This window comes from Xanthomonas sp. LMC-A-07 (genome assembly GCF_030208825.1).
In the GTDB taxonomy this organism is placed as follows: domain Bacteria; phylum Pseudomonadota; class Gammaproteobacteria; order Xanthomonadales; family Xanthomonadaceae; genus Xanthomonas; species Xanthomonas campestris.
Genome location: NZ_JARVTF010000005.1, coordinates 172,451 through 186,762 on the forward strand (window position 1 = coordinate 172,451; position 14,312 = coordinate 186,762).

At 65.0% G+C, this 14,312-nt stretch carries 12 protein-coding genes, 1 tRNA gene and 1 pseudogene; 4 read left to right on the forward strand and 10 right to left on the reverse strand.

Translation table 11 applies throughout. The features are described 5' to 3' along the window. The first annotated feature begins 346 nt into the window (after nt 1–346). Nucleotides 347–2,302: an alkaline phosphatase PhoX gene (locus QRM89_RS03685; protein ID WP_285447312.1), complete on the forward strand. Its 1,956-nt coding sequence runs from the start codon at nt 347–349 to the stop codon at nt 2,300–2,302. A 55-nt stretch (nt 2,303–2,357) separates the two neighbouring features. On the opposite strand, the pseudogene QRM89_RS03690 reads toward QRM89_RS03685, so the two are convergent. From QRM89_RS03690 to pcnB, 7 genes and pseudogenes are all read right to left on the reverse strand, one after another. Next, a pseudogene (locus QRM89_RS03690) lies at nt 2,358–2,952 on the reverse strand (hypothetical protein). Nucleotides 2,953–3,001: 49 nt separating this feature from the next. Further along, nucleotides 3,002–4,516 (reverse strand): glucose-6-phosphate isomerase, encoded by a 1,515-nt coding sequence (gene pgi, locus QRM89_RS03695; protein WP_042598938.1) that lies wholly within the window; start codon nt 4,514–4,516, stop codon nt 3,002–3,004. Continuing rightward, a complete protein-coding gene (panD, locus tag QRM89_RS03700) occupies nt 4,513–4,893 on the reverse strand; it encodes an aspartate 1-decarboxylase (RefSeq protein WP_042598937.1) in 381 nt (126 codons plus the stop codon). The genes pgi and panD overlap by 4 nt, the downstream gene beginning before the upstream one ends. Nucleotides 4,894–5,000: 107 nt before the next feature. Further along, nucleotides 5,001–5,855, reverse strand: a complete 855-nt coding sequence (gene panC, locus QRM89_RS03705) for a pantoate--beta-alanine ligase (RefSeq protein WP_076036829.1) — start codon at nt 5,853–5,855, stop codon at nt 5,001–5,003. Next, nucleotides 5,852–6,667, reverse strand: a complete 816-nt coding sequence (panB, locus tag QRM89_RS03710) for a 3-methyl-2-oxobutanoate hydroxymethyltransferase (protein WP_042598935.1) — start codon at nt 6,665–6,667, stop codon at nt 5,852–5,854. Before panB ends, panC begins: the two co-directional genes overlap by 4 nt. A gap of 35 nt (nt 6,668–6,702) precedes the next feature. Further along, a complete protein-coding gene (gene folK, locus QRM89_RS03715) occupies nt 6,703–7,188 on the reverse strand; it encodes a 2-amino-4-hydroxy-6-hydroxymethyldihydropteridine diphosphokinase (RefSeq protein WP_285447313.1) in 486 nt (161 codons plus the stop codon). A gap of 3 nt (nt 7,189–7,191) precedes the next feature. After that, nucleotides 7,192–8,559, reverse strand: a complete 1,368-nt coding sequence (pcnB, locus tag QRM89_RS03720) for a polynucleotide adenylyltransferase PcnB (RefSeq protein WP_285447314.1) — start codon at nt 8,557–8,559, stop codon at nt 7,192–7,194. A gap of 47 nt (nt 8,560–8,606) precedes the next feature. Here pcnB and QRM89_RS03725 point away from each other — a divergent pair. Next, nucleotides 8,607–8,681, forward strand: a tRNA-Glu gene (locus QRM89_RS03725). Nucleotides 8,682–9,066: 385 nt separating this feature from the next. Here QRM89_RS03725 and folE2 read toward each other — a convergent pair. Next, the gene (gene folE2, locus QRM89_RS03730; protein ID WP_285447315.1) at nt 9,067–10,002 is read right to left on the reverse strand and encodes a GTP cyclohydrolase FolE2; all 936 of its coding nucleotides are present in this window, start codon (nt 10,000–10,002) and stop codon (nt 9,067–9,069) included. Between the two features lie 34 nt (nt 10,003–10,036). Then, the gene (locus QRM89_RS03735; RefSeq protein WP_285447316.1) at nt 10,037–11,191 is read right to left on the reverse strand and encodes an N-acetylmuramoyl-L-alanine amidase; all 1,155 of its coding nucleotides are present in this window, start codon (nt 11,189–11,191) and stop codon (nt 10,037–10,039) included. Between the two features lie 226 nt (nt 11,192–11,417). Here QRM89_RS03735 and QRM89_RS03740 point away from each other — a divergent pair, with 226 nt between their 5' ends. After that, nucleotides 11,418–11,639, forward strand: coding sequence for a hypothetical protein (locus tag QRM89_RS03740; RefSeq protein WP_103701296.1), 222 nt, complete (start codon nt 11,418–11,420; stop codon nt 11,637–11,639). A 449-nt stretch (nt 11,640–12,088) separates the two neighbouring features. Next, nucleotides 12,089–12,523 (forward strand): hypothetical protein, encoded by a 435-nt coding sequence (locus tag QRM89_RS03745; protein ID WP_103701295.1) that lies wholly within the window; start codon nt 12,089–12,091, stop codon nt 12,521–12,523. Here QRM89_RS03745 and QRM89_RS03750 read toward each other — a convergent pair. After that, entirely contained in the window at nt 12,507–14,009 is a 1,503-nt protein-coding gene (locus tag QRM89_RS03750; RefSeq protein WP_042598929.1) for an MASE1 domain-containing protein, read from the reverse strand. The two genes, QRM89_RS03745 and QRM89_RS03750, sit on opposite strands and share 17 nt — an antisense overlap. Nucleotides 14,010–14,312 lie beyond the last annotated feature (303 nt).

A 14,312-nucleotide genomic window follows, 5' to 3' on the forward strand; every position in this document is an offset into this window, starting at 1 on the left:
CTGTCAACCGTGCTCGCCCGTATGCCAAATCACGGGGAACTTATCGGGCAGGGCTATAGCGTTGGAATACCGACAGCCGCAGTCAAACCGCGGAAAATCGCCGAATCCGGTGCCACGTCTGCGCCGACGCGCCCGCGCACTTTGCTGCATCGCACCACTGGCGCGCGCGCGCAGTGCGCAGCCGTCGACCCGTACTGCCCAGCCCGCACCACGCATCAGCTCGCTAATCTGAAACACAGCCAACGGGTGAGCCCGCCGTCAAACAAGTGTCATCTGGGCGATCTAGCGTGACCGGCTTGCCGATGCGCGCGACGCATTGCCATTGCCGTCATTGCCTGGAGTTTCGATGTCTGCCTCCCCCGATCCCCTCCGCCGCCGCGCCCTGCAATTGCTGGCGTCAGTTCCTCTGCTGCCGCTGGGCAGCGCCAGCGCCGCAGCGCTGCAGCAACTCGGCGGTGCCGCATTGGCTGCGCGCCCGCTGCGTCCCTCGGAAAACCCCGCGCGGCTGGTCTCGGCCACTTTCCACGGCATGCCGGCACCCACCCTGGCCAACCCGGCGGCAATGGCCACCACCACCGTCGGCTCGGCACTCACCGTGGCCCGGCATGACGGCAGCAGCCAGCGCTACGCCCTGGCCTATCACCCGTTCTTCGTCACCGGCGACCAGGTGCCCGATGGTCACGGCGGCACCGTGCTAGCCGGCGGCTATTACGACATCCAGCATCGCCCCATCATCGACCGCTCCAAACCCGGTGCCGAGCGGCCGTTCTTTTCCGATTGCCCGGATGGGTCGTCGCTGCTCACCCTGCCCAATGCCAAGGTCGCAGGCGTCAAAGGCAACACGGTGTTTGCGGTGGTGCAGTTCGAATACACCACCCGCGACCAGGCCGGCAACGACACCAACCGCCACCTGCCCGCACCGATCGCCGTGCTCACGCTCGACCAGGACCCGGCGACCGGCAAGCTGTCACTGGTGAAATACCACAACGTCGACACCGCCCCCGTCCACGGCCTGTGGACCACCTGCGGCGCCAGCCTGTCGCCGTGGAATACGCATCTGTCCAGCGAAGAGTACGAACCCGACGCCACCGCGCTGGCCGGCAATACCCAGTTCCGCAGCTACAGCACGCATCTGTATGGCGACCCGGAACGCGCCAACCCGTACCACTACGGCCACCTGCCGGAGATCACCGTGCATCCGGACGGAACGGGGAGCGTGCGCAAGCACTATTGCCTGGGCCGCATCTCGCACGAGCTGGTGCAGGTGATGCCGGACAAGCGCACCGTGCTGATGGGCGACGACGCCACCAATGGCGGGCTTTTCATGTTCATCGCCGATCGCGAGGCCGACCTGTCGGCCGGCACGCTCTACGTCGGCAAGTGGCACCAGACCTCCGGCGTCGGCCCGGGCGCGGCCACCTTGAGCTGGATCAAACTGGGCCATGCCACCAGCGCCGAGATCGAAGCCCTCGCCAACCGCCTCACCGCCGCCGACATTCTCGACGTGCACCTGAGCGACCCGGGCGATGCCACGTTCACCAAGATCCCCTTCAACGGCACCTACAACTGGATCCGCATCAAGCCGGGCATGGAGAAGGCGGCCACCTATCTGGAAACGCATCGCTATGCCGCATTGGCCGGCGGCAGCCTGGGCTTCACCAAGCTCGAAGGCACCACCGTCAACGCGCGCGACAAGATCGCCTACATGGCGATGTCCTACATCGTCACCAGCATGCTCAACGGCTCGGGCGACGTGAAGGTGGAGGGCCCGCAGTCCGGCGCGGTGTATGCGCTCAACCTGCGTGGCGGGCGCCGCGACACCAAGGGCATGCCGATTCACAGCGAATGGGTGCCGATCGACATGGCCGCGCCTGCCGCGCTGACCGGCCACGACCTCGCGCAGGCCGACGGGCTGGGCAACCTGGCCGACCCGAACCGGCTGGCGAATCCGGACAACCTCAAGTTCTCCGAGTCGCTGCGCACGCTGTTCATTGGCGAAGACAGCAGCCTGCACGTCAACAATTTCCTGTGGGCCTACAACGTCGACAGCGGCACGCTGACGCGCCTGCTCTCGGTGCCGGCCGGCGCCGAATCCACCGGCCTGCACGCGGTTGACCAGATCCATGGCTGGACCTATGTCATGAGCAATTTCCAGCATCCCGGCGACTGGGAAAGCCCGCTGCACGACACCGTCAAGGCCACGCTGGATCCGCTGGTGCGCGCCAACTACAAGGATCGCTTCGGCGCTGCAGTTGGCTATCTCACCGGTGACCCGGTGGCGGTGCAGTTGAGCAAGGCGTAAGCCCGTCTGGCGTGCCGCTCGCAGCGACCGAAAGGCGTTGCGAGCGGACATGCCATCACGACACGCCGCACGCCTCCAGTGCCGTCATCACAATGGGTTTTGCCCAGTCCGGCACCTGCGCCAGTTGCTCGGCGGTGGTCGGGTAATGCAGCCCGGCGTGATCCAGCTCCAGTACCAGCAGCGGTTCCACCTGCCCGGCCGCATCGGTCGGCGCGCTGTTGTCGTACACATGCAGCACCGCCAGATGCGGCAACAACGTAATCAGGTTGGCGCGCGATGCATCGAAGCGCTCGCGGATCTTGTGCTCGGCAATGGCATGACCACCTGCGGCCACCCGCGCCGCGACGCGTTGCAAATGCAGCTCCACGCTCGACAAGCCGCAAAACCACACGGCGACGCGGTGCTGCGCACAGGCGTCGAGCAACAGACGCGGGATCGTCTGCGCGCCCCAGCGTGGTTTCGAAGACATAGTCGTGGCCCTCGTCCATTGCACGGCGCAGCCGCCGCACGCCTTCCTGCCAAGCCTGCGCATTGGCCTCGTCCAGCGCCCAACCCTGCTCCACCCATTGCCGGGTGAAGGCGTCCGGGTTGAACCAGGTGGCGCCATCCTCCTGCAGCAGGCTGCCCAGCAGCGAATGGCTTAAACGCAACGGGGCCCGAAGGCCCCGTCACTCAACACACCGACGATTGCTGCCGCGCTTAGCCGCGCAGCTTGGCTAACAGCTCGCGCGTGACCGGGTCGGCCACATCGGCGGCCTCGCCCTTCAGGGCTGGCAGCAATTGGCTGGCCAATTGCTTGCCCAACTCGACACCGAACTGGTCGAACGCGTTGATGCCCCACATCACCGACTGTACGTATACGCTGTGCTCGTACATCGAGATCAGCGCACCCAGCGCCTGCGGAGTGAGTGCATCGAGCAGGATCACCGTGCTTGGGCGACCGCCGGGATAACTGCGGTGCGGGTCGCTGCTGTCCTGGCCATTGGCCAGGGCCTCGGTCTGCGCCAGCACGTTGGCCATCAGCGCGACATGGTTTTCTGCGTACGGGTCGTCGTTGTGCACGGTGCCGATGAAATCGGCCGGCACCACGCTGGTGCCCTGGTGCAGCGCCTGGAAGAAGCTGTGCTGTACGTCGGTGCCGGCACCGCCCCACCACACCGCCACGGTGTCACTGTCCACGGCCGAGCCATCCAGCTTGACGCGCTTGCCCAGGCTCTCCATCACCAGCTGCTGCAGGTAGGCCGGCAGCAAGGCCAGGCGCTGGTCGTAGGTCATCACTGCATGCGTGGCGCTACCGAGCAGGTTGCGGTTCCACACCGCGGTCAGCCCGTGCAGCACTGCCACGTTTTCTTCCAGCGGCGTGTTGAGCGCATGCGCGTCGAACTGCGCAGCACCGTCGAGCAGTTGTTCAAAACGCTCGAAACCGATCGCCAGGGCAATCGGGAAACCGACCGCCGACCACAGCGAATAGCGGCCGCCCACCCAGTCCCACATCGGCAGCACGCGGCTTGGCGCAATGTCGAACGCCTTGGCGGCACGTTCGGGATTTGCGCTGACTGCGTACAGGCGCTCACTGCCACCCAGCCACGCATGCAGGATGCTGCCGTTGAGCAGGGTTTCCTGGGTGCCGAAAGTCTTGGAAATCAGGATGCCGGCGGTCCGTGCCGGGTCCAGCGTTGCCAGGGTGCGCTGCATCGCCGCGCCATCGACATTGGAAACGAAATGCACCCGGAAACGCGCACCGGACGGTGCACGCAATGCATCGGCCACCAGACGCGGGCCCAGATCCGAACCACCGATGCCGACGCTGACAATGTCGGTGACGTCGGTACCTTCCAGCTGCTGGATCAGCGCGCCCATGCGCTGCCGGACTTCGGCGGCGGTGGCGTATGCATCGGATGCGACCGGTGCATCGGTGAGATCACCACGCAGCGCGGTGTGCAGGGCGGCGCGCTGTTCGGTGACATTGACCTGCTCGCCACGGAACAGCCGCTGGAACGCGCCTGCCAGGTCGCGCTCGCGTGCGATTGCAAACAGCGCATCGAGCGCGGCGCGGTCGTATTTCTGCCGCGCGAAGTTGAAATACAACGGACCGACTTGCCGGGCGTACTGCGTGGGCCGCTGGGGCTCTGCGGCAAGCAATGCGGGGATGGCAGCGCCGCGCAGGCGCTGGGCGTGGGCGTGAAGCGCGTCGAATCCGTTGGTATGTGTCATGCGGCCTGAGTGGGGATGCTGTGGTTGGTGTGGGAGATCGCGTTGTGCGCGTCCACATATACCAGATTGGGCTTGAAGGTCTTGGCTTCGTCTTCGCTCATGCTGGCGAACGCGGCCACGATGATCAGATCGCCCACCTGCACGTGACGCGCTGCGCCGCCGTTGAGCGAGATGATGCCGCTGCCTTCTTCGGCACGGATGGCATAGGTGCTGAAACGCGCACCATTGGTGACGTCCCAGATGTGGACCTGTTCGAATTCGCGGATGCCGGTCGCTTCCAGCAGCAGGCCGTCGATGGCGATCGAGCCCTCGTAGTTGAGCTCGGAGTGGGTGACGGTGGCGCGGTGGATCTTGGCTTTCAGCAGGGACAGGTGCATGTGGCTACAACGCAAAGGAAAGCCGGCATTTTAGCGGAAAGCGCAGGCATCGACCGGCCAGCAGCGCAGCCGGTCGTGAGGGCTTCAGCCCGGCCGCGCGCGCGGCCTCAGAATTCCAGGTTGTCGATCAGCCGGGTGCTGCCGATCCGGGCAGCGATCAGCGCCACGCGTGGGCCGGCTGCCGGGGCGCCCAAACCGTCGTCGGGCTCGCTCAGATCAGGCAGGCGTAGCGCGGTGTAGTCGACACGGAAACCCACCGCTTCCAGTGCCTGGGTTGCCGCCGCCTCGACCTGCAGGCGCGGCACGCCGGCGGCATGGCTGTCGCGCATCTGCAGCAGCACCTTGCGGATCTGTGCCGAGATCGGGCGATCGTCGGCCGACAGATACTGATTGCGCGAGCTCATCGCCAGGCCATCGGCCTCGCGCACGATGCTGCCGCCCAGGATTTCGATCGGAAACGCCAGGTCGGCCACCATCTGCCGGATCACCGCCAGCTGCTGATAATCCTTCTTGCCGAAGGCAGCCACGTCCGGCTGCACCTGATTGAACAGACGTGCCACCACCGTGCAGACGCCATCGAAGTGGCCCGGCCGGCAGACGCCTTCGAGCACGTCGCTGACACCGGGTGCGTGAATCGGTGTGGCCAGCGCGGTCCCGAGCGGATACATGGTGTCCACGTCCGGCAACCACAGCGCGTCGCACCCGGCATCCTCCAGCCCACGCATGTCGGCTTCGGGCGTACGCGGGTAGCGTGCGAAATCTTCATTGGGGCCGAACTGGGTCGGATTGACGAACACGCTGGAGACCACGCGGTCGGCGTACTGGCGCGCCAGCATCACCAGCGAATAGTGCCCGGCGTGCAGGTTGCCCATGGTGGGCACCAGCGCCACGCGCAGCCCCTCGCGCTTCCAGCCGGTGACCAGTGCGCGCAGCGCCGACAGATCGGTAAGGGTCTGGATCATGCGGCGTACGCGTGCTCGGCGTCGGGAAAGCTGCCATCGCGCACGGCCTGCGCGTAGGCCTGCACGGCGCCCGCCACCGAGCCGCCTTCGGCGAGGAAATCCTTGACGAACTTGGGACGGCGATGGCCGCTGTCCAGGCCTAGCATGTCGTGCATCACCAGCACCTGGCCATCGCAGCCGGGGCCGGCACCGATGCCGATCGTGGGCACGCGCAACTCGGCGCTGATCTGCGCTGCGATCGGCGTCGGCACGCATTCGAGCACGATCAGGCTGGCACCGGCATCGACCGCGGCCTGGGCGTCGCGACGCAGCTGTTCGCCGGCTTCGCCACGGCCTTGCACCTTGTAGCCGCCGAAGCGCAGCACCGATTGCGGCGTGAGCCCCAGGTGCGAACACACCGGGATTTCGCGCTCAACCAGGTAGCGGATCACGTCGAGCTTGTGCCCGGCGCCTTCGATCTTGACCATCTCCGCACCCGCCTGCAGCAGCTGGGTGGCGGCATCGAGCGCACGTTCCGGCGTGGCATCGGCCTGGAACGACAAGTCGGCCACCAGCAACGCGCGTTCCAGCACGCGGGCCACCGCGGCGGTGTGATAGACCATGTCGGCCGTGGTCACTGGCAGCGTGGAATCGTGCCCCTGCACCACCATGCCCAGCGAGTCGCCCACCAGGATCAGGTCCACGCCATTGGCGTCGAAGGTGCGCGCAAACCCGGCGTCGTAGGCGGTCAACATGACCAGTTTTCGACCGTCGCGCTTGGCCTGCGCCAAGGCGGGCACGGTCCAGGGCTTGCTGTCGGCGTGGCTGCTCATGAACTCATTACGTGGGGTGATAAGCCGGCCATTATCTACCCAATCGGCTCCAGCCCACAGCCATCGACGCCTTGGAGGGCGTGTCGCACTGTTCCATGACCTGGAATGATCGCCTCCGGGGCGAGCTCGGCCAACGGCACCAGCGCGAACGCGCGGGCATGCAGGTGCGGGTGCGGCACCTGCAGACGCGGCAGGTCGATCACCTGCTCGGCATACAGCAACACATCCAGATCCAGGGTGCGCGGGCCCCAGCGCTCGCCGTCGCGACGGTCGCGGCCGAATGTCTGTTCGATCGCCAGCAGCCCGTCCAGCAGCGCCAGCGGCGCCAGCGCAGTGCGCACGGCGGCCACGGCATTGATGAAGTCGGGCTGGTCCTCGCGGCCCCAGGCCGGCGTGCGGTACAGCCGCGAGGCGGCGGTGACCGACGACTGCGGCAGCGTGCCCAGCGCGACGATGGCCGCGCGCACGGTGGCCTCGGCCTGGCCCAGGTTGGCGCCCAGGCCGACAAAGGCGGTCAGCACGCCCTACTCGCCTGCGGCGGCGCCGGTACGACGGCGGCGGCGGCGGCGCTTGCGCGGTGCCGACTCATCCCCATCGTGATCGGCCTGCGCGTTCTCGATCGCGTCCACCAGCTCCTGGCCGGAAGACTGCTGCGCATCGCGCCAGAACTCGACATCGGCGGCATGGTCGGCCGAGGCGAACTGGCGCAGCACCAGGAAGTCGAACGCGGCCCGGAAGCGCGGGTGCGACAAGGTGCGGAATACGCGCTTGCGCTGGCGCGAGGAGAACCGGGTCTGCAGCAGCCAGATCTCCTGCATCGGCAGCGAGAAGCGACGCGGCAAGGCCACCCGCTCCAGCTGGTGCAAGGTCACCCGATCGGCGGCGCGACGCTGTGCGTCTTCCGGCTGCACGCCCTGCGCCTGCAGCCCCATCAGGGTGCGGCAGAACGCCGGCCACAGCAGCAGCGCGAACAGGAACGCTGGCGAGACCGGCTCATCGTTGGCCACGCGTGCATCGGTGTTGCGCAGGCCTTCCAGCACCATCGCGCGCAATGCACCGCTCCGGTTGGACTTGAGCGCCGCTGCACTTTCGGGGAACAGCGCGCCGAGCAGGCCGTAACGCTCCAGGCCCTCGAAACTGGCCACGCCGTGCCCGGACAGGAACAGCTTGAGAATTTCCTCGAACAGACGCGCGGGCGCTGCTTCGGACAACAGCCCGGCCAGGCGTGGGATCGGCTCGGCGGTGCCGGCTTGGATGTCGAAGTTCAACTTGGCCGCCAGCCGCACCGCGCGCAGCATGCGCACCGGATCTTCCTGGTAGCGCAGCTCCGGGTCGCCGATCAACTTCATCAAGCGCGCCTGCACGTCTTCGAAGCCTCCGCAGTAATCGCGCACCGAGAAATCCTCGATCGCGTAATACAGCGCGTTGCAGGTGAAGTCGCGGCGGATCGCATCGTCTTCGATGGTGCCGTAGACGTTGTCGCGCACCAGGCGGCCGTTATCCAACTCGCGGTCACCGCTGCCGTCATCGATATTGGCGCGGAAGGTGGCGACCTCGATGATCTCGCGGCCGAACACCACATGCGCCAGGCGGAAGCGGCGGCCGATCAGGCGGCAATTGCGGAACAGCGCCTTGACTTCCTCCGGCGTGGCGCTGGTGGCCACGTCGAAGTCCTTGGGGTGGCCGCCGACCAGCAGGTCGCGCACCGCACCACCAACCAGATAGGCGCCAAAGCCGGATTCGCGCAGGCGGTACAGCACGCGCAACGCGTTGGGGCTGATGTCCTTGCGCGAGATGGTGTGCTGGTCGCGTGGGATGACGCGCAGCGTGAACGGGGATGTAACTGAAGGTTCGATGGTGGCGCTTCCGTTTCGTGTTTCAGGATTGCCCAACGGCTTTTACCTCACTATACTAGCGCGCTGCACAGCTCGCACCAAACGCTCCCTTCGTCTAGCGGTTAGGACGTGGCCCTCTCAAGGCTAAAACAGGGGTTCGAGCCCCCTAGGGAGCGCCAACTTCGTCCTCTGCAGACACGCCAAGGCCCCGCGATTGCGGGGCTTTTGCGTTGTGGGCCCGGAATGCAGGCGATTGAATCCGGGGCAGCGTGTGGGCCGCGCAGGTGTGGTCGCGGCCGTTATGCAGCAACCGCTGCGATGGCGGCCGCTGCGCCGATTGCCGAGGCCGCCTGCGCAGCACACGCCACACCGTACTGCGTGAGAGGTGTTCAACCGCGCTGAGCAAGGACCACGCCGCTCCAGCGCAGCCAACGCCGATCACCGCGTGCGGACCGGTGCGCGCGCAGGTCATTCCGCCTCAGTCAGATGCAATGCGGTGTGCCTGACCAAGCGCGTAGACAACACGCGCCTGGCAAGAATTGCCGTCGATGCCTGCAGCGCACGTCAGTGGTCCTTCGACTCGGCAATCATGTGGAAGACGTCTGCATCACTGCCAGTTTCGGCAACCGCATCGTGGGCGTGCAGGCTTTCGAAATGGCGGACCGCTACATGAAATGAGGCATAGCGCTCCGCCAACTCCTTGCGGAGCCGGCGCGCGGCATCTTCCACGTACATCAGGTTGGCACCGTTCAAGCGTGCAAATGCCTGCTCATCAATCCGCCGCACCGCTGCCTGTACCGGCGTGGCCAATGCGCTCTCGCACAAGACCACCAACTCGCGGATGTCGAAACGCTGCACGCGCGCGACCAAGTCAACGCGCACTTGCGCCACGCTGCGCTGGCTATGTGGCGTGGCATACGAGCCGTTGCGTTGCAGCCACTGCGCGACATCTTCGACCTGCACTGCAGTCTGTCCGGCGTGCTGTTGCGCGAAGGCCTCGCTCAACAACTGACGCGATAGCGCGGCCGAACACGGACAAGTCGAGGCATACAGCACATCGATCTGCAGACGCATCTCACTGCGCCCCGCCCTGCTCTGTGCGTCGATGCGCACTGGATAGGCACGCCAACCGGCCAATCCCTCACTGCGCAGTGCCGGCATCCGCAACATCACTTCGAAGGCCAGACCCACCCGCGCCGCACGGCTGCCGCAATCGGCATGGCTGTCGATCATTGCCTGCAGCAACTGCGAGAGCATTGCCGGTGATAACGGTTGCTCCAGATGCCGATCCAGCAAGCGATACAGCCGTGACATGTGGATACCCTTGAGTTCGGGCCGCGGCAAATCGACCTGCACCTGCGCGCGTGCAACCACCGTGCCACTCGGCTCGGCCTCGTCCAGGCGCACGGGAATCGCAATGTCTTGCATGCCAACCCAGCGTAAGGGCGCATGCAGCGCGGAAGGTTCGGTGACGGCGATATCGGGAAGCGTGGCGGACATGAAAACCCATGAAAGAAGAAAGGGACGGCCGCACTCAGGCGCGACCGGAAAATGCTAGGAAGTAATCGTCGATGCCGGCGTGCAGCGTCTGCGCCAGTTCATCCTGATGCGCGTCGCCACAGAGCCGGTTGCAATCGTCGCGATTGCTCATGAAGCCGGTTTCCACCAGCAATGAAGGGATATCAGGCGATTTCAGCACTGCAAACCCGGCCTGACCCACCTGGTCCTGATGCAGTCGTGTGACGTGCTGCAGGCGATCGAGCATCAGCTTGCCGAACTGCAGGCTACTGGCAATGGTGCCGCTGAGCGACAGGTCGGCCAGCACCTGTGACAACACCGGATTACTCGGCACCCGCAGGCGGCGCGCGCTATCGCCCATGTCATCGGCCGCGTTCTCACTATCGGCAATCCAGCGCGCCAATGCCGAGCTGGCGCCACCTTGGGACAAGGCGAACACCGAGGCGCCACGTGCGGCACTGCTGGGCGCGGCATCGGCATGGATCGACACGAACAGATCGGCGTTGTGTCGGTGCGCGATCATGACGCGCTCGTGCAAGGGCACGAAGCGATCGTCACTGCGGATCATCGTCGGCCGATACCGCAGGTCGGCCGCCAAGCGTTGATGGAGCCGCCCGGCGACGGCCATCGCGACATGTTTTTCATAGCGTGCATCGGCACTCACCGCACCCGGGTCCTTGCCGCCGTGCCCGGCATCGATGGCGATCACGTAGGGACGCAGGCGTGAGCGTGTCGCGGCGATCGGTGCAGCGGCGACCTCCGCCCCTGGCGGCGATGCGCCATTGGATGCAGCGGCCAGATCGACCAGAAGCGCGGTGCCGTCCCAGCGGGTGTTGGCCGCATCGACGGGCCGGGCCAGGTCGACAACAACGCGCAAGCCATCGGCATGCGGCCCGCTGCGAATGGCGGTCACCACTGTGCCGTCCGGCAGCGGCCCGATCCGTGGCGCTTGCGTCGACACGCCCGCAAGATCGATCACCAGCCGCGCAGGATCGGCCAACGTAAAGCGGCGGTAGGTAACCTGCGTACTGATCTGGAGACGCAGCCGCAGCAGCGCACCTTCCTGTTGCAGGTCGCACGCCTGCACAACGGGCAGGCTCTGCGCATAGCCGAGGACCGGCGAGAGCAGCAACGAGGCGCCTGCGGTGCACAACAGATCGCGCCGCTTCATTGCGACCGCTCCGTTATGTGCAGCCCAATAAGGTGCCGCGCGGCCTGGAATCCAGGGCCAGCGACACGATTTGGACGACACAGACAATGCGAGGGAAGGAGCAGCACTTAGATGATAACTACGCACCGGAATAAGTGTTATAAAGTAACATTTAACAGCCAGACGCAAGCCCTGCCCCGCGCTGCCGCGAACCTTCATTCATGTTCCCCCGTTTCCGGAGCTCCCGATGTCCGCCCTTCTCCCCGACAGCTATACCGCCTGGAGGCATTGCATCGAAGTCGACTGCAACCAGTTATTGACCCGTGATTTCATCGCCCAACGCCTGACCAATCTCCGTGATCCGCACGATCACCACACGCAGCAGTTCCTGCGCCGTTGGGGTCAACCGCACCATCAACAGGTGATTCATTGGTTTGAATGCGCACGGATGGAGTCGGTGCCGCAGTGAAGAGGCGCTGGATGCACTCGGGCAAGACATGCTCAAGAACGGCGCTGCGCAGCTGCGTGTCTCACGCAACCCGATAGCCACGCGCGTGCGATGCAAGCGCTGCTCTGCCTGCCGGCCTCGTATGGATGTCAGCGTAGATGCACATGCAGGACGTCCGCAGTAGGCCCCAAGAGCGGGCCGATGTCAGCCATACGGCGCACCGCCCGTGAAAAGACGCAGCTAGCCTAGCCACCTTCGTAGGAACGGGCTTGGGGTCTAGATCGCTGCGCGCAGGATTACTGGTCTGGCTGGACCTCCGTAGAAACGATCTGGAGCGCCAGCATTCTCTAAGCAGGCAGCAAATCAGCAGATCCTTGACTTGGTCACTCACGAAAGTACCAAGAAGGATTTACCTTAGACGGGCCTGAATCGCAGGCGAAATGTTTCCCACTTTGGGATAAGGCGAAGTCATGGAAGTGAAGGCAAAACTCGCAGTCAAGGCTCTGGGTGCCCTCGCCGGCGCGTTGCTGCTCGGCATCGGGACGGCGAATGCCTGTTGCCCAGGAGACGGAACCGTCTCCACGATGGCAGCGACAGGCCTGGGTGAATCTGCTCCGAAGGCAACCAATCTTGCCGTGGATCCCACGTGGCGGATTTATGAGTTCGAGCGTGAGGGCATGCTCTACCTGCAGATCAACGACGCCACAGGGGTGGTTCGCGGCGCCGTCGGTCGCGCAGGTGAGATCCTGTGGGTCCTGCCGATGGGCAAAGATGTCGGCAGGATGGTGGTGACCTCGCTGACCGTTCCGACGAATGCGCAACTGATTTATCAGACGCCCCGCTTCACCGTGCACCTGGTGAGCGAAGCGGCCGGTGATCGCTGGGTTGTTACACGGACGAAGTAACCGACGTCTGCTCTGCAACCAGGAAGCTGAGGACAGACGCATGGCGGCGGCGCAATCTACCGCCATGCGCTTTGAGACGGGTGCGCAGCTCGGCTTCGGCATCAGGAGAATCGTGGCGCGACGACTCCAGCACTGAGACATCCGCAAAGATCCTGATCACCACGCCCTGCATCTCCCCGCTTCGCCACGCACGCGCCTGGACCAGATGTCTTTTCGCCGTAGGCAACATTTCAATCGCATTGAGTGCTGAGCGGTAGGCCGCCAATTGCAGCCCCAGCGACAGGCGGCTGCAGTTTCCGCGCAGCGCGTGGTGAATCTCGGTCGCGTAGAACCGTGACAGTGCCGGCGAGCGCAACGCCTGGTAGAGGCCGTGTGTCTCGATCTCCAGCGGATACAGTCCAGCAACGTATTCATGCAGCAATTGCGACTCGATCACGCCCGCCCTGGTGATCTCCATCGCCGCCGCATGGTGGCCACGCTCGCGCAGCTGGGCCACGCAGTCCTTGCGCAGGCGGTTGATGTGGACATTGATATCGGAATAGTCGACCACCCGATTGCGAAGCGTGCGCTCCGCAGCGAGATACCCCGCCTGCGCGAACTGCAACGCCTCCGACGGCGTTTGCGCAAGATTGCTGGACTGCGCATAGGCAAGCGCTAGACGCGACCCCAGCACGAACAGGCCGGTCGCAATCACCGCCAGCAGCAATTGCACACTAAACAATTCGGCGTCGTACGCCGCGCGGCCATACACCGAGCGCGACAAGGCCGCGATCACGTTCGCCATGAGCGCGCCGGTGGCGGCACCCCGCCAGCCGTGACGCAGGGTCAGGACAATCGCCGGCGCGATCAGGGCCGCCATCAAGACCTGACGCAATAAGGGCTCCGGCACCACGTTGGCCGTGCAGAACAGGGCCGCCATGGTCAGCCCGGCAAATGCACTGTCACGCACCAGGTCATCGCGCAGGTAGGTCTCTGTACGCCGCTGCCACAGCAGGGCCGGCAGCAGGAACATCAGGATGCCCAGATACGAGCCCATCCAGGTACGCAGCAAAATCTCGATTGGCGAGCTGACTGTCGGGCCACCGAGCGCAGCGTTCAGTGCCATACCGCACAACGTATTCCACAGAGCCAAGACCAACATCATCGGCAGCAGCGACGCATTGCGGTAGATCAGGTCAGGTGTATGCCGGCGCACGGCTGAGACAGCCAGGGCCAATCCGGGCGCGAGCAAAAATGGGCTGAGGTAGGCCCAGATCGGTGCGTAATCGCGGGTGTCGAGCATCGGCACACGCAACAGCAGCACTGCGGCGGCATCGCCGGCCAGCAAGAAGGGCCATCGCCGGTACGGCATCATCAAAAGTGTCACCGCCCTTAATCCCGCGGGCAGATACCACTGGTCGACAGACAGATGCCACACGAGCAGAAAGACGATGCAATAACACAGGCTCAGCAGCAGACCTTCTCCGAGCTCCTTAGCAACTGCCATACAACCACTCCCTGGTTCGTCGACGAATTTGGCCTAGTGTGGATCGAACTGAGGTGCGGAGTATAGCTGGAGTGCACAGATTGCAAGACTGCGTACCACACGCACGCATCCGCCGCGCGACAAGCGTGGAGCAGCTCACAGACTGCCGCATGTCATCCTTAAGTGCCGCGATTGGGGATTCCTCGCTGCTAGCGCTAGGTTGCAGTGCGCATGAGAACGGCACTAGCCGTGTGGCTCGCGCAGTTCGATTCACATACGCAAAAGGCCGCCTATGCGGCGGCCTTTTGCGTTTCTCACGCTGAT